The 22,732-nt window shown below is 62.0% G+C and carries 22 protein-coding genes; 13 read left to right on the top strand and 9 right to left on the bottom strand.

Annotated features, from left to right (window positions below):
• Positions 1 to 50: 50 nt before the first annotated feature.
• The 4 genes from GCM43_RS22290 to GCM43_RS22275 form a co-directional block, all read right to left on the bottom strand.
• Entirely contained in the window at positions 51 to 1,724 is a 1,674-nt protein-coding gene (locus GCM43_RS22290) for a cation acetate symporter (protein WP_152248085.1), read from the bottom strand.
• Positions 1,721 to 2,029 carry a DUF485 domain-containing protein gene (locus tag GCM43_RS22285; RefSeq protein WP_152248084.1) on the bottom strand — a complete coding sequence of 103 codons (309 nt, stop codon included), beginning with the start codon at positions 2,027 to 2,029 and terminating at the stop codon, positions 1,721 to 1,723. Before GCM43_RS22285 ends, GCM43_RS22290 begins: the two co-directional genes overlap by 4 nt.
• A gap of 129 nt (positions 2,030 to 2,158) precedes the next feature.
• Entirely contained in the window at positions 2,159 to 3,340 is a 1,182-nt protein-coding gene (hmpA, locus tag GCM43_RS22280) for an NO-inducible flavohemoprotein (protein ID WP_152248083.1), read from the bottom strand.
• A gap of 42 nt (positions 3,341 to 3,382) precedes the next feature.
• Entirely contained in the window at positions 3,383 to 3,814 is a 432-nt protein-coding gene (locus tag GCM43_RS22275; RefSeq protein ID WP_152248082.1) for a hemerythrin domain-containing protein, read from the bottom strand.
• A gap of 235 nt (positions 3,815 to 4,049) precedes the next feature.
• Between GCM43_RS22275 and GCM43_RS22270 the strand changes: the two genes are divergently transcribed.
• The 8 genes from GCM43_RS22270 (at position 4,050) to GCM43_RS22235 (ending at position 12,227) form a co-directional block, all read left to right on the top strand.
• Positions 4,050 to 4,925 carry an STAS domain-containing protein gene (locus GCM43_RS22270; RefSeq protein ID WP_152248081.1) on the top strand — a complete coding sequence of 292 codons (876 nt, stop codon included), beginning with the start codon at positions 4,050 to 4,052 and terminating at the stop codon, positions 4,923 to 4,925.
• 7 nt (positions 4,926 to 4,932) lie between these two features.
• Complete coding sequence (locus GCM43_RS22265) at positions 4,933 to 5,295, top strand: STAS domain-containing protein (protein WP_152248080.1); 363 nt, start codon at positions 4,933 to 4,935, stop codon at positions 5,293 to 5,295.
• A gap of 28 nt (positions 5,296 to 5,323) precedes the next feature.
• Positions 5,324 to 5,737, top strand: coding sequence for an anti-sigma regulatory factor (locus GCM43_RS22260; RefSeq protein ID WP_152248079.1), 414 nt, complete (start codon positions 5,324 to 5,326; stop codon positions 5,735 to 5,737).
• The gene (locus GCM43_RS22255) at positions 5,737 to 6,825 is read left to right on the top strand and encodes an ATP-binding SpoIIE family protein phosphatase (RefSeq protein WP_226929614.1); all 1,089 of its coding nucleotides are present in this window, start codon (positions 5,737 to 5,739) and stop codon (positions 6,823 to 6,825) included. Before GCM43_RS22260 ends, GCM43_RS22255 begins: the two co-directional genes overlap by 1 nt.
• Positions 6,822 to 8,684: an ATP-binding protein gene (locus GCM43_RS22250; RefSeq protein ID WP_152248077.1), complete on the top strand. Its 1,863-nt coding sequence runs from the start codon at positions 6,822 to 6,824 to the stop codon at positions 8,682 to 8,684. The genes GCM43_RS22255 and GCM43_RS22250 overlap by 4 nt, the downstream gene beginning before the upstream one ends.
• Positions 8,671 to 10,191: an ATP-binding response regulator gene (locus tag GCM43_RS22245; protein ID WP_152248076.1), complete on the top strand. Its 1,521-nt coding sequence runs from the start codon at positions 8,671 to 8,673 to the stop codon at positions 10,189 to 10,191. Before GCM43_RS22250 ends, GCM43_RS22245 begins: the two co-directional genes overlap by 14 nt.
• A 157-nt stretch (positions 10,192 to 10,348) precedes the next feature.
• The gene (locus tag GCM43_RS22240) at positions 10,349 to 11,080 is read left to right on the top strand and encodes a substrate-binding periplasmic protein (protein WP_193315704.1); all 732 of its coding nucleotides are present in this window, start codon (positions 10,349 to 10,351) and stop codon (positions 11,078 to 11,080) included.
• A 1-nt stretch (position 11,081) separates the two neighbouring features.
• The gene (locus tag GCM43_RS22235) at positions 11,082 to 12,227 is read left to right on the top strand and encodes a metallophosphoesterase (RefSeq protein ID WP_152248074.1); all 1,146 of its coding nucleotides are present in this window, start codon (positions 11,082 to 11,084) and stop codon (positions 12,225 to 12,227) included.
• 124 nt (positions 12,228 to 12,351) lie between these two features.
• On the opposite strand, the gene GCM43_RS22230 is transcribed toward GCM43_RS22235, so the two are convergent.
• Positions 12,352 to 13,290: a LysR family transcriptional regulator gene (locus GCM43_RS22230; RefSeq protein ID WP_152248073.1), complete on the bottom strand. Its 939-nt coding sequence runs from the start codon at positions 13,288 to 13,290 to the stop codon at positions 12,352 to 12,354.
• Between the two features lie 121 nt (positions 13,291 to 13,411).
• Here GCM43_RS22230 and GCM43_RS22225 point away from each other — a divergent pair, with 121 nt between their 5' ends.
• Complete coding sequence (locus GCM43_RS22225; protein WP_152248072.1) at positions 13,412 to 14,185, top strand: SDR family oxidoreductase; 774 nt, start codon at positions 13,412 to 13,414, stop codon at positions 14,183 to 14,185.
• Here GCM43_RS22225 and GCM43_RS22220 read toward each other — a convergent pair.
• From GCM43_RS22220 to GCM43_RS22210, 3 genes are all read right to left on the bottom strand, one after another.
• On the bottom strand, positions 14,182 to 15,615 hold the full coding sequence (locus GCM43_RS22220) for an MFS transporter (RefSeq protein ID WP_152248071.1): 1,434 nt from the start codon (positions 15,613 to 15,615) through the stop codon (positions 14,182 to 14,184). The two genes, GCM43_RS22225 and GCM43_RS22220, sit on opposite strands and share 4 nt — an antisense overlap.
• A gap of 77 nt (positions 15,616 to 15,692) precedes the next feature.
• Positions 15,693 to 16,607 (bottom strand): NAD(P)/FAD-dependent oxidoreductase, encoded by a 915-nt coding sequence (locus GCM43_RS22215; RefSeq protein WP_152248070.1) that lies wholly within the window; start codon positions 16,605 to 16,607, stop codon positions 15,693 to 15,695.
• The gene (locus GCM43_RS22210; RefSeq protein ID WP_152248069.1) at positions 16,591 to 17,055 is read right to left on the bottom strand and encodes an RrF2 family transcriptional regulator; all 465 of its coding nucleotides are present in this window, start codon (positions 17,053 to 17,055) and stop codon (positions 16,591 to 16,593) included. The genes GCM43_RS22215 and GCM43_RS22210 overlap by 17 nt, the downstream gene beginning before the upstream one ends.
• A gap of 215 nt (positions 17,056 to 17,270) precedes the next feature.
• Here GCM43_RS22210 and GCM43_RS22205 point away from each other — a divergent pair, with 215 nt between their 5' ends.
• From GCM43_RS22205 to GCM43_RS22195, 3 genes are all read left to right on the top strand, one after another.
• Positions 17,271 to 18,182, top strand: a complete 912-nt coding sequence (locus GCM43_RS22205) for a LysR family transcriptional regulator (protein WP_152248068.1) — start codon at positions 17,271 to 17,273, stop codon at positions 18,180 to 18,182.
• A gap of 137 nt (positions 18,183 to 18,319) precedes the next feature.
• Positions 18,320 to 18,646, top strand: coding sequence for a nuclear transport factor 2 family protein (locus GCM43_RS22200; protein WP_152248067.1), 327 nt, complete (start codon positions 18,320 to 18,322; stop codon positions 18,644 to 18,646).
• Entirely contained in the window at positions 18,643 to 19,425 is a 783-nt protein-coding gene (locus GCM43_RS22195; protein WP_152248066.1) for an SDR family oxidoreductase, read from the top strand. The genes GCM43_RS22200 and GCM43_RS22195 overlap by 4 nt, the downstream gene beginning before the upstream one ends.
• A 410-nt stretch (positions 19,426 to 19,835) precedes the next feature.
• On the opposite strand, the gene GCM43_RS22190 is transcribed toward GCM43_RS22195, so the two are convergent.
• Positions 19,836 to 22,034 (bottom strand): OsmC domain/YcaO domain-containing protein, encoded by a 2,199-nt coding sequence (locus GCM43_RS22190; RefSeq protein ID WP_152248065.1) that lies wholly within the window; start codon positions 22,032 to 22,034, stop codon positions 19,836 to 19,838.
• A gap of 169 nt (positions 22,035 to 22,203) precedes the next feature.
• On the opposite strand from GCM43_RS22190, the gene GCM43_RS22185 reads away from it, so the two are divergent.
• Complete coding sequence (locus tag GCM43_RS22185; RefSeq protein ID WP_152248064.1) at positions 22,204 to 22,674, top strand: hypothetical protein; 471 nt, start codon at positions 22,204 to 22,206, stop codon at positions 22,672 to 22,674.
• Positions 22,675 to 22,732 lie beyond the last annotated feature (58 nt).

Below are 22,732 nucleotides of genomic sequence, written 5' to 3'. Positions count from 1 at the left end.
AGGGCCGGTCAATCAACCGGCCCTTTTTCTATTGCACTAGCGCATAGCGATCAGTGTCCGCTCGCTCCTGCTGCGCCGATACCCGTTTCCGAACGCATTTGCTGCGCTTCGTAGCCGGCACGGTCGATGCGGGCACGCGGGCTGTTGTCGAGGATCGAGAACAGCCAGATACCGACGAAACCGGCCGTCATCGAGAAGATGGCTGGGGACGCGTAAGGGAACAGCGCATCGGTGTGGCCCAGTACGTCAACCCAGACCGATTTCGAGACGATGGTCAGGCCAACTGCGGTGATCAGGCCGATAAAGCCGCCGATGGTGGCGCCGCGGGTGGTGCAGTCTTTCCACAACACCGACATGAACAGCACCGGGAAGTTGGCCGATGCCGCAATTGCAAAGGCCAGCGAGACCATGAAAGCGATGTTCTGCTTTTCAAACGCAATACCCAGCACCACTGCCACGATACCGAGGCCAATGGTGGTCAGGCGCGACACTTTCAGTTCGCTGCCGGCAGCCGGATTGCCCTTCTTGAACACGGTGGCGTACAAGTCGTGCGAGACAGCCGAGGCGCCCGACAGCGTCAAGCCAGCAACCACTGCCAGGATGGTGGCAAACGCCACGGCCGACATAAAGCCCAGGAAGACGTTGCCGCCCACTGCCTTGGCCAGGTGCACGGCCGCCATATTGTTGCCGCCCAACAGTTTGCCGGCTGCATCCTTGAATTCAGGATTGGTGCTCACCAGCACGATGGCGCCAAAGCCGATAATAAAGGTCAGGATGTAGAAGTAAGCGATCCAGGTGGTGGCCCAGAACACCGACTTGCGTGCTTCCTTGGCGGAGGGCACCGTAAAGAAACGCATCAGGATATGCGGCAGGCCGGCGGTACCGAACATCAGCGCCATGCCGAAGGAAATGGCCGAGATCGGATCCTTGATAAAGCTGCCAGGACCCATAATGGCTTCCTTGGTGGCGTGCACTTCCACCGACTTGGCAAACAGCGCTTCCGGGCTGAAGTTGAACTGCGCCAGCACCGCAATGGCCATAAAGCTGGCGCCGCCCAGCAGCATGACTGCTTTGATGATCTGCACCCAGGTGGTGGCCGTCATGCCGCCAAACAGCACGTAAATCATCATCAGTGTGCCGACCAGCACCACCGCGATCCAGTATTCCAGGCCGAACAGCAGCTTGATCAGCTGGCCGGCGCCGACCATCTGCGCGATCAGGTAGAACGCCACCACCACCAGCGTGCCGGAGGCCGAGAAAATACGGATCGGCGCCTGCTTGAAGCGATAGGCGGCCACATCGGCAAAGGTATAGCGGCCCAGATTACGCAGGCGTTCGGCCATCAGGAAAGTAATGATGGGCCAGCCGACCAGAAAGCCGATCGCATAGATCAGGCCGTCATAACCGTTCAGGAACACGGCAGCGGAAATGCCGAGGAAGGACGCGGCCGACATATAGTCGCCGGCAATCGCCAGGCCATTCTGAAAGCCGGTAATGCCGCCGCCAGCCGTATAGAAGTCGGACGCCGATTTGGTCTTGGCCGCCGCCCATTTGGTGATGAACAGGGTAAAGATGACAAAGACCGCAAACATGATGATGGCGGTCCAGTTGGTCGGCTGCTGCTGCGCCTGGCCCAGGTCGGCGCCGGCGGCTACCGCGACACTGGCGGCACTGGCAAGGGCTGCTGCAAACAGCGCGTGGCGGGTATCGAAACGGGCGCTCATGCTTGCACCCGCTTTTGAATCGCTTGCGTCAGGTCGTCGAATTGCTTGTTGGCGCGGCGTACATAGACGCCGGTAATCAGCACCGTAAAGACGATCACGAACAGGCCAGCGGGCATGCCCCAGGTCATGACACCGTCGCCGATTCTGGTGGCGAGAAATTCCTTGTCGAATGCAATGAGCAGAATGTAGCCGTAGTACACCAGCAGCATCATGCCTGTCAGCGCCCAGCCGAAGCGCGAGCGTACCCGCACCAGCTCATGATAATTGGGATCGCTTTTGAGTTTTTGAACCAGATCGTCCTGCATTTTATTGCCTCCGTATTTATGTGAACCTATACCCGTTTAGTTCGGGCTTGGTTTCACAGTACAGCGCGAGGCTTACCCGCCGCTTACGGCGGATGATTTTGCAGACAGATCGAAAGTTCAGGCGGCAGCTCAGTTCAGCGCCGCTGCCGGGCCGAAAAATTCGTAATGCGTTTGCGCTTCCGGCACGCCCAGTTCGCGCAATTGCGCCTTGATGGCGCGCATGAACGGCTGCGGCCCGAGGAAATACGCTTCGACATCGCGCGAGGCCGGCAGCCATGCCGCCAGCCTGGCCTGGTCGAGCAGGCCCACCGCGTCGGGCGCATGGTCGCTGCCCTGGTGTTCAGCATAGATATAATGGCGCTGCAGTTGCGGATGTTGCCCGGCCAGCGCATCGATATGGCTGCGGAATGCATGCACGCCATGGTGGCGCGCCGCATGGATAAAATGCACCGGCCGCTTCGTTTGCAACGCAGCGTCCAGCATGGTCAGCGTGGGCGTGATGCCGACGCCGCCGCTGATCAGCACCAGCGGCTTGTCGCTATCGGCCAGCACGAAGTTGCCCGATGGCGGCGTCAGTTGCACCGTATCGCCCACGTTGACGCCGTCATGGAAAAAGTTCGACACCTTGCCGCCCGGCTCGCGCTTGATGCTGATGCGGTAGGTCTGGCCATTGCTGGCCGCCGACAGCGAATACTGGCGGCGCATGGCTACGCCGCCGACTGTCACCACCACGCCGATATACTGGCCCGGCGCGAAGGCCAGTACGGCCTGGCCGTCAACCGGCGCAAACACAAACGAGGTGATTTCTTCGCTTTCGGCGGTCTTGCCGAGCACCGTGAAGTCGCGCGTATCGCGCCAGCCGCCGGGCAGTGCCGCCTGCGCGCGGTAGATGCGCCCTTCTTCGCCGGCCAGGATTTCGGCCAGCTGGCCATAGGCGGCGGCCCAGGCTTCGATCACCGCATCGCTGGCCACCTCGGCGCCCAGCACTTCGCGGATCGCCTGCAGCAGGCTGGCGCCCACCAGCGGATAATGCTCGGCGCGGATCTGCAGCGCCACATGCTTGTTGACGATGGTCGCGACTAGCGGACCGAGCGCCTCTAACTGGTTGATATGGCGCGCATACATCAGCACGCCGTTGGCCAGCGCGCGCTGCTGGTCGCCGCTATGCTGGTGCGCCTGGTTAAAGTAAGGCAGCACTTCAGGGTGATCGCGGAACAGGCCCTTGTAGAAATGGCGGGTCAGCGCTTCGCCGCCCTGCTCGAGGATGGGGACGGTGGCGGTAATAATGTCGCGGTGCTGCTGGGATAACATATGAAACTCCTGGCTGGTTCGGATAGTAAGGTCAGGCTAAGGTCAGGCGGCCATGCGAGCCGGCGCCATCGCCTCGATGGCCGGATACAATTCGTGGTCTTCGCGGCGCATGCGCTGGTACAGCGCATGCAGCACGGTATTGGCTTCGCTGCGGAACTGTTCCGGCTCGGCCTCCAGGCGCAGCGCCGTATTCCAGCGGCTGGCAAACGCCAGGTAGGCGCCGGCGATACCGTCCATCTCAGTCTCGTAGCGATGGCCCATGCGCACCAGGCTGGCCATGCCGCTGCCCTGCACGGCCGGATACAGGTAGCGCTGCTCGACAGCCAGATGCAGTTTGATCAAGCCGCTCATGGCCACGATCTGCGCGGCGATGGCAGGGGCTTGACCGGCCACGCCGGCACGCGCCAGCGTGCGCAGCGCATCGATGGCAGCCAGGATGTCGAGGTGCTGCTGTTTGAATTTGTCGATATTCATCACACTCACTCTTTTCGCTGTTGGTGTAGCGCCAGTGTAAATCAAAGCAGTTAAACATGCAATTTATATGCATGTTTAAATGTGAAAAGATAATTTGTAAAATTCACATGCACAGTTGCGCAACAGAACACGAAAACAGGCTTTGCGCAGTCTATAATCGTGCGACAACAGACCGCCCCTGGCTACCGACTCTTTCGGCGACGGCGAGGCGGCACTCCACAAGCCAAGGATCAACATGACTATCGAGACAGACGCCAATCAAGCCAGGCAACTGGCCGCCATCATTACCGAGTACGAAACCCCATTGCTGGAAGGCTGGATCGCCGATCTGATCGGTCGCCTGATGCGCCGCGACAAGATCGCCGAGAACGAACTGCGCCAGCAAGCGTCGCAGTTCCTGCCGACGCTGGCGCGTGCACTCGAGGCGAGCGGCAACTTCAATATCGAGCACAGCGCATGGGATGACGCGCGTCACCTGCTGACCGATATTTCACAATCGCGCGTGCGCCAGGGCTATTCGCCGATCGATACGGCCAGCTTCATTTTCGCGCTCAAAGAACCGCTGTTCAACTACCTGCGCAATGCGCTCAATGACCAGCCGCAAGTGCTGGCCGATGCCGTCGTCAGTACCAGCAAATTGTTCGATGAACTGGGCCTGCTGACCATCGAGGTCTACCAGAAAACACGTGAACAGGTGATCATGCGCCAGCAGCAGGAACTGCTGGAACTGTCCACGCCGGTGGTGCAGCTGTGGCAGAACGTGCTGGCCCTGCCCCTGATCGGCACGCTTGACAGCGCGCGCACCCAGGTGGTGATGGAAAGCCTGCTGCAAAAGATCGTCGACACGGGCGCGCTGATCGCCATTATCGACATCACCGGTGTGCCCACCGTCGATACGCTGGTAGCGCAGCATCTGCTCAAAACCATTGCCGCTGCACGCCTGATGGGCGCCGACTGCATTATCAGCGGCATCCGTCCGCAAATCGCGCAGACCATCGTGCACCTGGGCGTCAATCTCGACGATGTGATTACCAAGGCCACGCTGGCCGACGCGTTCGTGGTGGCCCTGAAGCGCACCGGCTCGACCATTACCACCACCCAGCCACTCTGAGACGCCCATGGACAAGATTCCCATTTTACGGATGGGCCGGCTGTTGCTGGTCACCATCCAGGTGGACATGCATGACCGCCTGGCCATGGCGCTGCAGGACGACCTGACGCAGCGCATCGTCAAGGACCGCGCCACGGGCGTGCTGATCGACATTTCCGCGCTCGATATCGTGGACTCGTTTATCGGCCGCATGATCAGCAATACGGCGGCAATGGCCAAGATCCTTGACGCGCGCACGGTGGTGGTCGGCATGCAGCCGGCCGTTGCCATCACGCTGGTCGAACTGGGATTGACCCTCGAAGGCGTCAGCACCGCGCTCAACGTGGAGCTGGGCATCAAGCTGCTCGAACGAGGCAGTTTGTGGAGCTGAGTGTGATGCTGATGACGATGGGTGCACCATGCTAGCCGCAGCGCAGGAACTGGTGCTGCCGCTGCATACGGACGAAGACGTGGTGCGCCTGCGCAAGCAGGTACGCGAGCATATGATCGCCATGGGTTTTGGCCTGATCGAGCAGACCAAAATCATTACGGCCGCCAGTGAGCTGGCGCGCAATACGCTGCGCTACGGCGGCGGTGGCGAAGGGCGCATCGCACGCGTGCAGAAAGGCGCGCAGCAGGGGCTGGAAATGAGTTTCAGCGACGAAGGCCCCGGCATACCCGATATTCCACAAGCGCTGACGGACGGCTTTACCAGCGGCGGCGGCCTCGGTCTCGGTCTCGGTGGCGCCAAGCGCCTGGCGGATGATTTCAGGATCGACACCGCCCCTGGCGCCGGTACCACCGTCACCATCGTGAAATGGAAACTGTTTTAATGATTTCGCCCAGCAGGCCTGACTACATCAGGCAGGAACAACATGTCATTGCCGAGGCCAGCGATGTTGCTGCCGCACGCCGCGCCGGCAATGCGCTGGCGCGCGCCATCGGCTTTGACGAAGTGCGCACCGGCCAGTTGGCCATCCTTATTACCGAGGCAGGCACCAATATCCTCAAGCACGCCAACAGCGGCGAGATATTGCTGCGCAAGGTCTTGCGGGCCGGCGCTGCCGGCATCGAAGTGCTGGCGATCGACAAAGGGCCCGGCATCAGCAACGTGGCGCGCCACATGCAGGACGGCCATTCCACAGCCGGCTCGTATGGCGTGGGCCTGGGCGCCATGCGCCGACTGAGCCAGCAATTCGACCTCTATACCCTGCCCGGCCAGGGCACGGTGCTGCTGATGGTCATCTGGGGGCTGCCGGCTGCCGGCGTGTTTGTCCGTCCGGTGCAGTGGCAGGTCGGCGCCGTCTGTCTGCCGCTGGCGTCCGAAGAGATCAGCGGCGACGCCTGGAATGCCGTGTGCGAAGCCGACGAAATCACGGTGATGATGGCCGATGGTCTGGGCCACGGCCCGCTGGCGGCCGAACCGTCGGAAACGGCGGCCGTGCTGCTCGAACAGGCGGCGCCGGGCCTGGCGCCACTGCCGGCGTCGTTCCTGCAACTGGCCCACGGGGCGCTGCGCAGCACGCGCGGCGCTGCCATGGGGGTGACGCATATCGACGCCGGGCGCGGTGAGCTGCGCTTTGCCGGCGTGGGCAATATCAGCGGCTACGTGATCGGCCACGGGCACGAGCGCAATCAGCGCCATCTGCTGTCGCATAACGGCATCGTCGGCACCAATTTGCGCAAGGTGCAGGAATTCGTGCATCCGTGGCAGGCCGACTCGCTGCTGCTGATGCATTCGGACGGCCTGCACACGCGCTGGGACCTGGACTTGTATCCGGGCCTGTTGCGCTGCCATCCGAGCCTGATTGCCGCCGTCATGTACCGCGATTTTTCGCGCCAGCGCGACGATGTGTCGGTGGTGGTGGCGCGCCAGATGCCGCCGGAAGACCTGGAACTGACCGCAGGAGAGCTGCCATGAGCCAGCGCATCCTGACGGCGCATATCGGCAATGAACTCGAAGTGGTCGGTGCGCGCCAGCGCGCGCGCCAGATCGCCGCCCTGTGCGGCTTTGGCACGCAGGACCAGGTGCGCATTGCCACTGCGGTGTCCGAACTGGCGCGCAATGTGTACAACTACGCTGGCAAAGGCAAGATCCACTTTACCATCGAGGGCAGCACGGCGCCGCAGGTGCTGGCTATCCGCGTGGAAGACCAGGGCCCGGGCATCGCCCAGCTCGACCGCATCCTGGCCGGCCAGTACCAGTCGCCAACCGGCATGGGCCTGGGCATTATCGGTGCGCAGCGCCTGATGGACCGCTTCGATATCCAGAGCGCACCGGGCAAAGGCACCGTCATTACGCTGCAAAAGCTGTTCCCGCGCAGCGCCCCGCTGCTCGATGGCCGCCGTATCGGCGCACTAGGCGCCGACCTGCAGGCGCTGCCGTCCGATATCACGCTGTCCGAAGTGCAGCAGCAGAACCATGAACTGATGGGTACCCTGGCTGAACTGAAGGCGCGCCAGGACGAACTGGTGCAGCTGACACGCGAACTGGAAGACACCAACCGCGGCGTAGTGGCGCTGTATGCCGAACTCGATGAAAAGGCCGACCACCTGCGCCGCGCCGACCAGATGAAGTCGCGCTTCCTGTCGAACATGAGCCACGAGTTCCGCACGCCATTGAGCTCGATCCGCGCGCTGTCCAAGCTGCTGCTCGACCGCATCGATGGTGAGCTCAGCGAAGAGCAGGAAAAGCAGGTGCTGTTTATCCTGCAAAGCGCGTCCGGCCTGAACGATCTGGTCAACGACCTGCTCGACCTGGCCAAGATCGAGGCCGGCAAGGTCGATATTGCACCGGGCAATGTCAGCGTGGCCGAACTGTTCAGCGCCCTGCGCGGCATGCTGCGCCCGCTGCTGGTCTCGGAATCGCTGACGCTGACCTTTGTCGAACCTGAAGCGGGCCTGCGCCTGCAGACCGACGAGGGCAAGCTGTCGCAAATTTTGCGCAACTTTATCTCCAATGCGCTGAAATTTACCGAGGCCGGTTCCATCATGGTCAGCGCCATGGCGCTGCCGGACCAGCCGGCAATCCGCTTTTCGGTTGCCGACACGGGCCTGGGCATCAGCGAGGCCGACCTGCCGTATATTTTTGAAGAATTTACCCAGGTGGAGAACCATCTGCAGCGCAAGGTCAAGGGCACCGGCCTGGGCCTGCCGCTGTGCCGCAACCTGGCCACGCTACTGCAAGGCTCGGTGGCGGTAGAGAGTACGCCCGGCGTCGGTTCGGTGTTTTCCGTCACCCTGCCACTGGTCTACCATGCCGCCGCGCCGGAGCCGGAGGCCGCACTGGCGCAGCAGGCCGACAGCAAGTCCGATGGTCGCATGCCGGTGATGGTGGTGGAAGACAATCCACCGATCCGCCTGCTGTACGAAAAATACCTGGCCGGCACCGAGTTTCGCATGGTACCGGCGCGCAGCCTGCGCGAGGCGGTCGAATTGTGGCAGCACGCAGCACCGAGGGCGGTGCTGCTCGATATCGTGCTCCACGGCGAAGATTCGTGGCACTGGCTGGCCGAACTCAAAAACGATCCGCAGCGGCGCGATGTACCGGTCATCGTTGCCACCGAAGTGGACGACCAGCGCAAGGGACTGGCGCTGGGCGCCGACGCCTATTATCTGAAACCGCTGCCGCGCCAGAAGCTGCTGGCCACGCTGCGTGCACTGATCGGCCACCCCACCAGCGAGCATCTGCGCAATGGGGTGCCGCTGGCCACCTATGAACTCCATCAGCGTGACACGCTGGGCGATCCAAACCGAGATCAAGATCATGCCTCAAACTAACGCCTATCAAGATGCCTTGATTCTCAATGTCGATGACAGCGACGGCGCGCGCTATGCCAAGACCCGCATCCTCACGCGCGCCGGTTTTACCGTGATCGAGGCGTCGAGCGGCGGCGAGGCGCTGGTACGCGCACGCGCCGACCGGCCCAGCCTGATCCTGCTCGACGTCAAGCTGCCCGATATCAATGGCCTGGAGGTATGCCGCCAGCTCAAGGAAGGCGAAGAGACCAACACCATTCTGATCCTGCAGACCTCGGCATCCTTTATCGGTACGGCCGACAAGATCCGCGCGCTCGATGGCGGCGCCGACAACTACCTGGTCGAACCGATCGAGCCCGATGAACTCGTGGCCAACGTCAAGGCGCTGCTGCGCCTGGGCCGGGTCGAGCGCGAGCTGCGTGAAGTGGACCGCCGCAAGGACGAATTTCTGGCCACGCTGGCACATGAACTGCGCAACCCGCTGGGACCCATCCGTACTGCCCTGGCGCTGCTGTGCAAGCTCGATCCCGACGTGCCGGCAGTGCAGGACAATGCACGGCGCACCATCGGGCGCCATACCGACCATCTGGTGCGGCTGGTGGACGACCTGCTGGACGTGTCGCGTATTTCCCAGGGCAAGATCTCGCTGCAGTGGGCACGCGTGAGCGTGGCCGGCTTTGTCGGCAGTGCGCTCGAAACGAGTTCGCACATGATCACCACGCGCGGCCACACCTTGAGCGTGGATCTGCCCGAAGACGATCTGTGGGTGCGCGGCGACCCGGTGCGCCTGTCGCAGATCGTCTCGAACCTGCTGCTCAATGCGGCCAAATTTACGCCGCCGGGCGGGGTGATCGGCTTGTCCGCGCAGCGTGCCGGCGACAACGTCATCTTGCGCCTGGCCGACAACGGTATCGGCATCGCCGCCGACAGCATCGACGCCATTTTCGGGCTGTTCGCACAAAGCGGCCATGCACCGGACAGGGTACAGGACGGGCTGGGCATCGGCCTGTCGCTGGTGCGCAACCTGGTCGAACTGCATGGCGGCCAGGTCAGCGTCAACAGCAGCGGCGTGGGCCAAGGCAGCACCTTTGAAATCGTGCTGCCGCTGGACCTGGCCGAGGCGTCGCCGGCAGCCCCTGCTGCTGCAGACGCGCGCGCCAGTACCGCCAAGCGTATCGTGGTGGTCGACGACAATGAAGATGCGGCCGACACGCTGGCCGAACTGCTCGAACTCGATGGCCATGTGGTGCAGACGGCCTATACCGGTGCGCAAGCGATCGAACGGGTGCAGGATCTGCAGCCGGACCTGGTATTTCTCGATATCGGCCTGCCCGACATGAGCGGCTACGAGGTCGCCGGCAAGCTGCGCCAGCTGCCTATCGCCCAGACGTTCGTGCTGGTGGCGCTGACCGGCTACGGCCAGGAACACGACCGCCGCGCCGCGCTCGACGCCGGCTTCAACGAGCATTTCGCCAAGCCGGTCGACTTCGGCAAGCTGGCCAGCCTGGGCATCCATCTCGGCAAGTAGGATCCGCCGGCGCCTGTCATGAAACCGTAAGCGGCTTCGACTATAATCGGGCCGTGCGAAACACGACGGTTTCGAGCCAACTGGGATGGATATTTTGCGGCTTCAAAAATTGCTGGGCGCGTGTGCGCCGGCCTTGTTTTGCCTGTTATCAGGATCGGTGGCGCCAGCGGCCGCGCAGGCATTGCCGGCACGACTGGTCTGCCATGATGATATTTTTGCGCCGTACTTCATGCAGAACGGCGCGCGCATCGAAGGGCTGAACGTCGACGTGCTGCGCGAGGCGGCCAGCCGGCTGGGGATCGCCATCGAATTTCGCGCCATGCCGTGGCGGCGCCTGGAAACCGAACTGGCCAAGCCGCAGGGCGCCGTCGACTGCGCCTTTGCCATGAGCCGTACGCCGGAGCGCGAGCGCTATCTGGAATACGGCAAGGTACCGCTGCAACCGACCGAATATGTGCTGTTCGTGCGCCAGCCCGGCGTTGCGCAGCCTGCCGTGCGCCTGGAAGACATGGCCGGCAAGGTGATCGGCGTGCGCGCCGGTTTTCGCCTGCCCGACGCCGTGGCGCAGGGCGCTGCCGAAGGACGCTGGACGCTCGCTGAAGTGTCCACCGACACGGCCAACTTCCAGAAACTGGCGCTGCACCGGGTCGACGCCGTGCTGGCCAACAGCAGCGTGGGCCTGTACACCGTCAAGCAACTCAAACTCGCCGGCATCGTGCCCGTCTCGCCGGCGCTGACGCACTTCGACACCTTTATCGTGTTTCGCAAGAGCGCTGCCTCGCCGGAACTGGCCAGCGCCTTTGACCGCGTGCTCAAACAGATGCGCCAGGACGGCAGCATCGCCCGCATTACCACCGCCTATCTGGGCACACCAGGCCAGGAACTTTGACATGACTTCCCGTACTCCACTGCTGCGTATCACCATGATCCTGGGCGCGCTGCACGCCCTGCTCGGCTACTTCCTGCTGCCCGCCTTGCAGCTGCCGCTGACGGCCACGCTGCTGTGCGCGCTGGTGCTGTTGGCCTCGACCATGCTGATGCCGATGACGATCTTTGCGCGCGCCGTCACCAGCGACAATACCGTGGCCGACCGGCTGTCGTGGGCCGGCTCGATCTGCATGGGCTTTTTCTCGTCGCTGTTCGTGCTGGCCCTGCTGCGCGAGGCGCTGCTGCTGTGGCCTGCCACACGCGCCCACGCGCAGGCGTCGGCGCTACTCGTATTGGCACTGGCCCTGCTCGCAACCGTGATCGGCTTTGTCAATGCGCGCCGCGTGGCCCGCGTGCGCCGCGTCGATGTGCCGATTGCAGGACTGCCGCCGGCGCTGCACGGCTACCGCATCGTGCAACTGAGCGACATCCATGTGGGCGCCACCATCAAGCGGCGCTGGGTCGAGGCGATGGTGGCGCGTGCCAACGGCCTGCAGGCCGATCTGATCGCCATTACCGGCGACGTGGTCGACGGCACGGTGGCGCAGCTGGGACAACATACGGCACCACTGGGCACGCTGGCCGCGCGCGACGGCGTGTTTCTGGTCACGGGCAACCATGAATACTATGCGGGCGCCGCGCCGTGGGTAGCCGAGTTCCGCCGCCTGGGCTTGCGCGTGCTGATGAATGAACATGTGGTGATCGAGCACGCGGGCAGCCGTTTGGTGCTGGCCGGCGTGACCGACTACAGCGCCGGCCACTTCGACCCGGCCCAGGCCAGCGACCCGCAGCGCGCCATCGCCGGCGCGCCCGACATCATTCCGCGCATCCTGCTGGCCCACCAGCCGCGCACGGCGCCGTCAGCGCTGGCGGCCGGCTTCGACCTGCAGCTGTCGGGCCACACCCACGGCGGCCAGTTCTGGCCCTGGAATTTGTTCGTGCCACTGCAGCAGCCGTATGTCGCCGGCCTGCACAAGCTGGAGACGCTGTCGGTGTACGTCAGCCGCGGCACCGGCTACTGGGGCCCGCCCAAGCGTATCGGCGCGCCGGCGGAAATTACCTTGTTACGACTCGTCGCAGCGTCGGATGACCACCGTAGGTCGGATTAGGCCCCCGAGGGGGCCGTAATCCGACAACACCACAAGCATCAATGGCGCCGTACCAGCGCAAAGCGTGTAATCCGACAACATCGCTGAGGCCAACAATGTTGTCGGATTACGGCCCCTTTGGGGCCTAATCCGACCTACGTGAATCGGCTTGCATCTGCGCGGCAAAGCCGCTCTCTTCAAACTGCGCCAGCAGGAAGTCGACAAACACGCGCGTCTTGGCCGGCAGCAGTTTTTTGCTCGGGTAGTAGATCGACAGCGGGCCGGAATCGGCACACCAGCCGGGCAGCAGGCGTATCAGCGCGCCGCTACGCAGATGGGGCTGGGCGTGTGGCGTAGGCAGCAGCGCCACGCCCAGGCCGTCGATGGCCGCCTGCGCCATCGCTTCCGGGTCGTCCAGGATGGCACGCGGCCGGCATTCGGCCACGCCCTCGCCGCCCTGCCCGTCGCGCAGTATCCAGCTGCGCAGGCGTCCGCTACCGGCCGAACGGCGCACTACGCCGTCGAACTGCGCCAGCTCGGACGGATGCTGCGGCATGACCCTGCCCTGCATAAACGCCGGCGAAGCGGTAGCGACGATATAGGCGTGGCCGAACTGGCGCGCCACCATGCCCGGCGTCAGTTCGATGCCGCCGCCGATGGCCACATCGAAACCCTGTCCGATCAGGTCGACGTGGCGGTTATCGAAATGGCAGTCAGGCACCACGCCCGGATAGCGTTCGATAAAGCGCCCCAGCAGCGGCAGCACATAACGCCGCCCGAACGCCGGCGCCATGCTGATCTTGAGGATGCCGGACGGCTGGCCGCGCTCGCCGGCCACGTCTGTCATGGCGTTCTGCAAGGTCTCCAGCGCGCCGCCCACCTGCTGCAGGAAGCGCTCGCCGCCCTCGGTCAGCGTCAGCTTGCGCGTGCTGCGCTGGAACAATCGCAGTCCAAGATTTCCCTCTAGGCGCGCCACATTCTTGCTGACGGCAGCCGGCGTGAGTCCCAGCCGGCGCGCGGCAGCGGAAAAACTGCCGGACTCGGCCGACAGCACAAACGATTGCAAATGATTAAGTGCTTCCATGCATTCATTCTAACGCTCATTTGATACTCATGGTTGAAACTGATGTGCTGCGTGACCGGCTACCGCACAGGCAGTGAAAGGCAGATACTGAACTCCTCAACCACTTATCTGAAAGCCCATCATGACCAACTCGACCGTATCCACAGCCGCCAACACTCTCCCACTGCAAGGCAAAGTAGCCTTCGTGACCGGCGGCTCGCGCGGCATTGGCGCCGCCATCGTGCGCCGCCTGGCGCGCGACGGCGCCAGCGTCGTCTTCACCTACCAGAACTCTGCTGCAGAAGCACAGGCACTGGCCGACAGCGCCTCGACCAGCGCTGCCAAGGTTGAAGCCGTACAGGCCGATGCGGCCAATGCAGCAGCACTACAGGCGGCGATTGACAACGCAGCGGCAAAACATGGCCGGCTCGATATCCTGGTCAATAACGCCGGCGTCTTCGTACCCGGCGATATTGCCGAGTTTTCACTCGATGATTTCGACCGCACGCTGGCCGTCAATGTGCGCGCCGTATTCGTGGCCATCAAGGCAGCCGTAGCCCATTTGCGCACGGGTGGGCGTATTATCAATATCGGCAGCACCAATGCGCACCGCATGCCGTTTGCCGGCGCCGCTGTCTACGCCATGAGCAAATCGGCGTTGAGCGGCCTGACGCAGGGCCTGGCGCGCGACCTGGGACCGCGTGGCATTACCATCAACAATGTGGAACCAGGCCCGGTGGCAACCGACATGAATCCGCCGACCGGCGACTTTGCCACCCTGATGCACGGCCTGATGGCGTTGCCGCGCCATGGCAAACCCGAAGAAATTGCCGGCATGGTGGCCTATCTGGCCAGCGAGGAAGCGGCGTTCGTGACCGGCGCTGGCCTGAAGATCGACGGCGGCTTTGCAGCCTAAGGGCGCCGCGACAGATGCTCGCCGGCATTGGCCGGCAGGCGCAGGCTGTCGATCATGCCCAGCAGGCTCACCAGCGCCACCAGCACGAAAGCAAGCCGGAACTGGCCGGCCGGCATCGCCTGCCAGCCGGCGCTGGTGACCAGCCAGTGGCCCAGGCGCACACCCAGCGCGCCGAGCGCCACACCGAGTCCCATCGCCACCTGAAAGGCGGTGCTGAACAGCGTATTGGCGGCGGCCATGCGCTCTTGCGGCATATCGGCAAAGGCAATCGTGTTGTAAGCCGTGAACTGCATCGAACGCGTCAGGCCGCCAACAAACAGGACAAAGGCAATCAGCCAGACCGGCGTGGCCGGCGTGAGCAAGGCGCAGGCGGCCAGCGAGGCCACATTGATGGCGCCATTGACCAGCAGCACGCGCTTGAAGCCACAGCGGCGCAGGATGGCGGTGGTGGCCGGCTTCATCAGCAGATTGCCGGCAAACACGGCCAGCACCAGCATGCCCGAGTGAAAGGCATTGAGCCCGAACCCGAGCTGGAACAACAGCGGCAGCAAAAACGGCACGGCGCCGATGGCCAGGCGAAACAGCGAGCCGCCGTGTATGGTCACGGCAAAGGTCTTGATGGACAGCGTACGCAGGTCGATCAGCGGGTGAGCCGCGCGGCGCAAATGGCGAATCGCCAGCACACTCAGGGCCGCACCGAGGCCAAACCAGATGGCAGCCTCGCCCGAGGCGGCATCGGGCCGGCTCAGTTGTTCCGCGCCCCAGGTCAGCGCCAGCAGCGCACCGCCCGCATACACAAAACCGGCCAGGTCGAACGGTCGCCGCTCGGCCGGCAGATGGTTGGGTACCAGGCGCCAGGCAAACAGCAGCGCAATCAGGCCCAGAGGCAAATTGAGATAAAAAATCCAGCGCCAGGAACTGTAGCTGGCAATAAAACCGCCCAGCGGCGGCCCCAGCACAGGCGCCACCAGGGCCGGCCAGGTCAGGGTCGCAATCACGCCGATCAATTTCTCCTTCGGCGTGCTTTTCAGTACCACCAGCCGCCCGACCGGCACCATCATGGCGCCGCCGATGCCCTGCAGCGCCCGCAGCAGCACGAATTCGCCCAGCCCCTGCGCCATGCCGCACAGCACGGACGCCAGCGTAAACAGCGCCAGCGCACTGGCAAACACCTTGCGCGCGCCAAAGCGCTCGGCCACCCAGCCACTGATGGGTATAAACACGCCCAGCGTCAGCAGATAGGCGCTGACACCGATATTGAGGTCGAGCGCCACCACCCCGAACGAGCGCGCAATATCAGGCACCGCCGTGGTAATCACGGTGCCGTCGAGGTTTTCCATAAAGAAGGCGCCGGCCACCAGCAGCGCCAGGGCGCGGCTGTTGTTCTGGCTGGTGTCTGGACTTGATGCTGCGGTAGTATCGCTGGCCATGGCGCAATGAATGATATCAATGCGCCATTATCCCCTGCTCGCGCTTTTGCTGCATGCCGGCAGCACCGTCAAGGCGGTCAGTGCGCAGCAAAGATCAGCGACTGATGCGCCGCCACGCCCGCCATCACGCCGTCCGCCACCGCAAAGGCTACGCCGCCGGCCATGCGCGCCGTGTCGCCACAGGCATAGACGCCGGTCACGCTGGTGGCTTTTTGCAGGTCGGTCTGCACGAACGGACCGATTGGTCCCTCCTCGATCACGCAGCCCAGCTGCGCTGCCAGCGGGCTGGCCGGAGAAGTGCGGCAGGCAGCAAACAGACCCGCCATGGTGTGCGTGCTGCCGTCGACCAGCACCACGTCGGCATCGCCTTCGATGCGCGCCACCGGCGTGGACACCAGCGTGACGCCGCGCCGCGCCAGCGCCGCCAGCTGTTCTGCGTCGGGCGCAAAGGCATCGTTGAGGAAAAACGTGACCTGGCCCCAGTCGGGCAGCATCATGGCATGATGCATGGACAGCGGGCCGGTGGCCAGCACGCCGATACGGCCCTGCTCCAGTTCATAGCCATCGCAGTAGGGGCAGTGAAACACGTGCACGCCCCAGCGCTCGGCCAGCCCTTCAACCGCGGGCATTTCATCGATCACGCCGCTGGCCAGGATCAGGCGCTTGCCTTTCACCGCACTGCCACCGGCCAGCTGTACAGAAAAACCTTGTGGAGTGTCTGTTGCTTGCACGGCACTGCCATCCTGCCAGTGCACGGTTGGATACTTGAGCAACTGCGCCTTGCCTTCGGCAGCAATCTCGCCGGGCGGGCGGCCGTCCTGCGTCAGAAAGCCGTGCGAATGGGCGGCCGTGCGGTTGCGGCGCACGCCGGCGTCGATCACCAGCACGCGCCGGCGCGCCCGCGCCAGTTGCAATGCGGCCGACAGGCCGGCATAGCTGCCGCCGACAATCACTACGTCATAAAGATCGGGTGGTTCATTTTGACTGGACATGCAGCGCTCCTGGTAAATGGGTTGAATCGGGATAGATGGCGCTGAAGCGCTGCGCCAGGTCGGCCAGCGTGACCTCCCCCAGACGCGCGATCAGCAAGGCTTCGGCATCGAGAAAAGCGCTGGCCAGCGAGGCGTTGACCACTTGCTCGACCAGGCATTCGGGATGGTCGACCCGATTGCCCATGGCGAACACGGTGGGCGAACCGACCGCTTCATAGATATCGCGCAGCGTCACCTGCTGCAGGTTGCAACTGATGCTCCAGCCGCCGCCGTGGCCCTTGACCGACGCCACATAACCGCGTTCGCGCAGCCCCGCCATCACGCGGCGCACCAGCACCGCATTGGTGGTGAGGTAGCCGGCCAGCTCCTCGGACGTCATCGGGCGTCCAATATGCGCCATATGCAGCAGCACATGCAGTATCGATGAAAGTTTGCTGTCTCTTCTCATGTAACTAATGATAGTACATATTTGGAAAACGCGCATCGGCGCAATGCACATTGCCTCAAAAAACGGCTGGAGGATATGACTTTCTGAAATAGACGCGGCGCAGCTGCGAGCGTGGCGGGCAACGCGGTCGTTGCAACTACTTGACTGCATGCGCAATGTTATTAGTATAAAGACCAGTCTATAATGAGCATCCTTCATGTAGAAATTAGCACATAATGCGTGGATCTGAATTTGCCGAGCTAAAAGCATTTGTCGCGGTCGTTGAGCGGCACAGTTTCGCACGGGCAGCGGAACACCTTGGCCTGTCGCCTTCAGCGCTCAGCCAGACCATTCGCCAGCTGGAAAGCCGCATTGGCAGCCGCCTTCTCAATCGCACCACTCGCAGCGTCGCGCCGTCGGCAAGCGGCGAGCAGCTGTATCACCGCTTGGCCCCTTTATTCCGAGAAATGGACGTGGCGGTCGCTGAAGCCAGCGAAGCCGCAGGGCAGATGAGTGGTACGCTGCGCATCAACACGCTTGGAATCGGCGCGCGGATGGTCATTGCGCCACGCCTTGCACGCTTTCATCAAGCCCATCCTGACGTCGTGCTCGATATCGTGGTGGACGATGCGCTGGCCGATATCGTCATCGGCCGCTTTGATGCAGGCATCCGCGTGGGTGGGCAGCTTGAGAAGGACATGGTAGCTATCCGCCTGACACCGGACATGAACATGGTCGCGGTGGCGTCACCGGACTACCTCGCGCGTCACGGCACACCCAGGTCACCAGCCGATCTCCACCAGCATGCCTGTATAAATTGGCGGCTGCAGATGGAGGGAAGGCATTATCGTTGGGAGTTCAAGAAGCGTGAGCAGAGCATCGAAGTCGCGGTCGCTGGGCCGGTCGTCACCAATCACGCCGACATTGGTATTGCCGCCGCGCTCAACGGACTTGGGATTGCCTATCACTTCGAGCAGGATGGCGTGGGCGAATTACTGGCGCAGGGGCAGCTGGTCCAGGTACTCGCCGACTGGTCAATCACGCGACCCGGGCTTTTTCTATACTACCCGAACCGGCAGCATCGACCGGCCCTCCTCAGTGCCTTCATCGATTGTCTGCTTGATCGAGGCCCCTTCGGTCAACCTTGACCAGGCACTTCCACGACAGTAGTTCATACGCGGCATTATGCTCGCGACTCTACATAAGCCATCCATATTCTAGAATATTCCCTAATCAAACGGCGGCGCGCATTATAGGGCTTCAGTCACCACTTGGAGCCACCAACATGCACACCCTGACGCTTCCCGAACCGATCTCGACATACTTCGCATCCGAACACGATAGTGAAGCATTGAAACAATGCTTCAAAGACGATGCCATCCTGAAGGACGACGGCCACACATACGAAGGCATCGACACCATCACGGCCTTCCTGGCTGCGGCATCAGTCAAGTACAACGCGACGACCGTGCCGTTCGACATGAAAAACAACGACGGCTTCCACGTTGTGATGGCCAAGGTTACCGGCAACTTCCCCGGCAGCCCCGCCAACCTGTCTTACCGGTTCGGCCTCGATCATGGCCTGATCGAGTCGCTGGAGATCAACGTATGAGCTTCGACCTCGAATTGCAAGGCAAGCGCGCCCTGGTCACCGGCGGTACCAAGGGTCTGGGCGCTGCCCTCGTCAAAAGTTTGCTGAATGCTGGAGTGGAGGTGATGACCTCGGCACGCTCCGCCCCGGAAAAGCCGGTGCAGGGTGTGACCTACGTAGCGACCGACTTGTCTACTGCTGAAGGCGTGGCCAAGCTGGTCCGTGCGGTCGAGGAGCACTGGGGCAGCGTCGACATTCTGATCAACAGCCTCGGAGGCTCGACCGCTCCGGTCGGTGGTTTCGCGGTCCTCGACGATGCTGTCTGGTTCGATGAACTGAACCTTAACTTCATGTCTGCGGTCCGCCTGGATCGTGCACTGGTGCCGCGAATGCTGGCAAATGGCGCAGGCGTCGTTTTGCACGTGAGTTCAATCCAGCACATCCTCCCGCTCTGGACATCGACGACCGCTTACGCTGCGGCCAAGGGCGCTCTTTCGACGTACAGCAAATCCTTGTCGAAGGAAGTGACGCCGAAGGGTGTGCGGGTTTTGAGCGTCTCGCCTGGCTGGATCGAGACCGAGGCGTCGGCTGAGTTCGCCGAGCGCATGGCGCGCGAACACGACACGGACTACGAGGGTGGCAAGAAACTGATCATGGAATGGCTCGGTGGAATTGCCATCGGCCGCCCAGCCAAGCCACAGGAAGTGGCGGATTTCATCACATTCCTCGTGTCGCCACGCGCCGCCTCGGTCGCAGGCTCGGAACATGTGATCGATGGCGGAACGGTTCCGACGGTATAGCCATCAATTTTGCAGTAGCGTGATTCCCTGTACGACGTGGCGCAAGACCGTGCGTAATCTCCTGTGGCACACTGCGCGACTTGCGCCTAATCAGGCGCAAGTCGCCGTTGCACGAGCAGTCATCTTCTGCCGGCTTGGTAGCTTGGCAATGCACATACTTCTCAATTTCACTGCGGCGTCTCGGCTAAGTTTGCCGATGCAAGAGCGCACCAGCTGATCGGTCATGACACGCTGCGGCCTCCACCGGCTGTGTAATACCCAAAAAATGAGCATCTGGCATTCGTGGATTGCCAGGTTGTCGGGCGTAGCTCATACATCGCACGCCTTGTTTTTTCCTGTGGCGGTGCGCATGAATTCCACAAATGCACGCACTTTCCCGGGCATATGCTCCAGCATGCGCCGGTGGTGTTTTACTTGACAGCCGCCCTGGCACGCGCCGCGTGCAGCTTCTTGTAGCTGTCGAGCAATCGCTGATGGCGATCGAGCCCTTCGAGCGCCATGCTGGTCGGCGTCAGGCCGGCAAAGCGCACGCTGCCGTCGACCGAACCGAGCACTGCATCCATGCGCGCGTCGCCAAACATGCGGCGGAAATTGGCTACGTAATCGTCCAGTTCCATCTCGTCATCGAGCGCCACTTCCAGTACCGCTTGCATGGCCTGGTAAAACAGTTTGCGCTCGACCGTGTTGTCGTTGTACTGCAAAAAGGCGCCGACCAGTTCCTGCGCCGATTCAAGCTGCTGCAGCGCCAGGTTGATCAGCAGTTTCAGTTCCAGCACACTCAGTTGGCCCCAGACGGTGTTTTCATCGAACTCAATGCCGATCAGGGTGGCGATATCGGAGTGTTCATCGAGCTCGTTATTTTCCAGGCGCTCGAGCAGCTCTTCCAGGCGCTCGTCATCGAGGCGATGGATATTGAGCACGTCTTCGCGGAACAGCAGCGCCTTGTTGGTGTTGTCCCACACCAAGTCTTCCACGGGATAGACTTCCGAGTAACCGGGCACCAGGATGCGGCAGGCGGTCGCGCCCAGGTGGTCGTAGACGGCCGTATAGACTTCCTTGCCCATGGCGTCGAGAATGCCGAACAGGGCGGCGGCTTCTTCGGCATTGGAGCGCTCGCCCTGGCCCGAGAAATCCCACTCGACAAAGTCGTAATCGGCTTTGGCGCTGAAAAAGCGCCATGACACGATGCCGCTCGAATCGATGAAATGCTCGACAAAGTTGTTTGGCTCGGTCACCGCTTCGCTGGTAAAGGTCGGCGGCGGCAGGTCGTTCAGGCCCTCGAAGCTGCGGCCCTGCATCAGTTCGGTCAGGCTGCGCTCAAGCGCCACCTGCAGGCTCGGGTGCGCGCCAAACGAGGCAAACACGCCGCCGGTGCGCGGGTTCATCAGCGTCACGCACATCACCGGATAGACGCCGCCCAGCGAGGCGTCCTTGACCAGCACCGGAAAGCCCTGCTCTTCCAGGCCCTTGATGCCGGCCACGATGCCGGGAAATTTGGCCAGCACGTCCTGCGGCACGTCGGGCAGGCAGATTTCGCCTTCGATAATCTCGCGCTTGACGGCGCGCTCGAAAATCTCGGACAGGCACTGCACCTGCGCTTCGACCAGCGTATTGCCGGCGCTCATGCCGTTGCTGACAAACAGGTTTTCAATCAGATTGGACGGGAAATACACGGTCTCGCCGTCCGAACGGCGTACATACGGCAGCGCGCAGATGCCGCGCTCTGTGTTGCCCGAGTTGGTGTCGATCAGGTGCGAGCCGCGCAGTTCACCATCGGCGTCATAGATATCGAGGCAGTAATCGTCGAGGATCTCACGCGGCAAGGTATCTTTCTTGCCCGGCTTGAACCAGCGCTCTTCCGGATAATGCACGAAGGCGGCGTTGGCGATGTCCTGGCCCCAGTAGCTGCCGGCATAGAAGTGATTGCAGCTCAGGCGCTCGATATATTCGCCCAGCGCCGAGGCCAGCGCACTTTCCTTGGTCGAACCTTTGCCGTTGGTAAAGCACATCGGCGAATGCGCATCGCGGATATGCAGCGACCACACATTGGGCACGATATTGCGCCACGAGGCGATCTCGATCTTGATGCCCAGGCCGGCAAGCAGCGCCGACATATTGGCGATGGTCTGCTCCAGCGGCAAGTCCTTGCCTGCGATATAGGTGCGCGCGTCGGTATCGGGATTGAGCGTCAGCAGCGCCTGCGCGTCGGCGTCCAGGCTGGCAACCTCCTCGATCACGAAATCCGGGCCGGCCTGCACCACTTTCTTGACCGTGCAGCGGTCGATCGAGCGCAGCATGCCCTGGCGGTCTTTTTCCGAGATATCTGCCGGCAACTCAAGCTGGATCTTGAAAATCTGCTGGTAGCGGTTCTCCGGGTCAACGATATTGTTTTGCGACAGACGAATATTCTCTGTAGAAATATTACGTGTATCGCAATACAATTTGACAAAATACGCCGCGCACAGCGCCGACGAAGCGAGGAAGTAATCGAAGGGACCGGGCGCCGAGCCATCGCCTTTATAGCGGATCGGCTGGTCGGCAATCACCGTAAAATCATCGAACTTCGCTTCCAGGCGCAGCTTGTCGAGAAAGTTGACCTTAATTTCCATGGAGAATCCAAACTCTGTACTGATTAAACAAGCCGCTATTATCCTTGGTTTCAGGCTTGCCGTCCCTCTCCCTGAAAAACACCATGACCTTGCACATGCGCAGTCTGCTTTGCATCAGACCAACGAGCAGTGTCAAACTTACTTCAAACTATGAAAACTTACTGAATATATGGATTACTTTCAAGGTGTCGTAACGGACTATCTGCGTGCAGATCGAGCAATGTTTATCAATACCGAATGCTGCATACAATTAAACCCCGGCCACAATCCCGACAGGACCGGGCACCACTGGTATTGCGACGCTGTAGCCGTGAATTTTCGCACCAGGGAAGTTTTTCTATGTGAAGTCAGCTATTCCAAATCACTCAATGCGCTACTGAAGCGCATTACAGGCTGGAATGAACACTGGACGCAGCTAAAACAGGCACTTGTCAGAGACTGCGCAGTGCCTGGCGACTGGCATGTGCAGCCGTGGCTGTTTGTGCCCGCTGAACTGCAACCAGGGCTGGAGCGAAAACTGGCACTCTTGCCAAAAACCGATGGTCAAGGCGCATTGGTACCTACCGCAAAAATCACGGCGCTGGAGAACATACTTCCGTGGAAGTATCCTTCCTGGAACAGGATTGCCGAAGAAAATTAAACTTCATGAATTTTATCCTCGTAGCAGCCATCGTGAGCTTCTCTGCCTTGACAGGCAT

The organism is Janthinobacterium aquaticum (genome assembly GCF_009208565.1).
In the GTDB taxonomy this organism is placed as follows: domain Bacteria; phylum Pseudomonadota; class Gammaproteobacteria; order Burkholderiales; family Burkholderiaceae_D; genus Janthinobacterium.
Note: the sequence above shows the minus strand (reverse complement) of the source record. Positions and strands in the feature narration are given on the sequence as shown.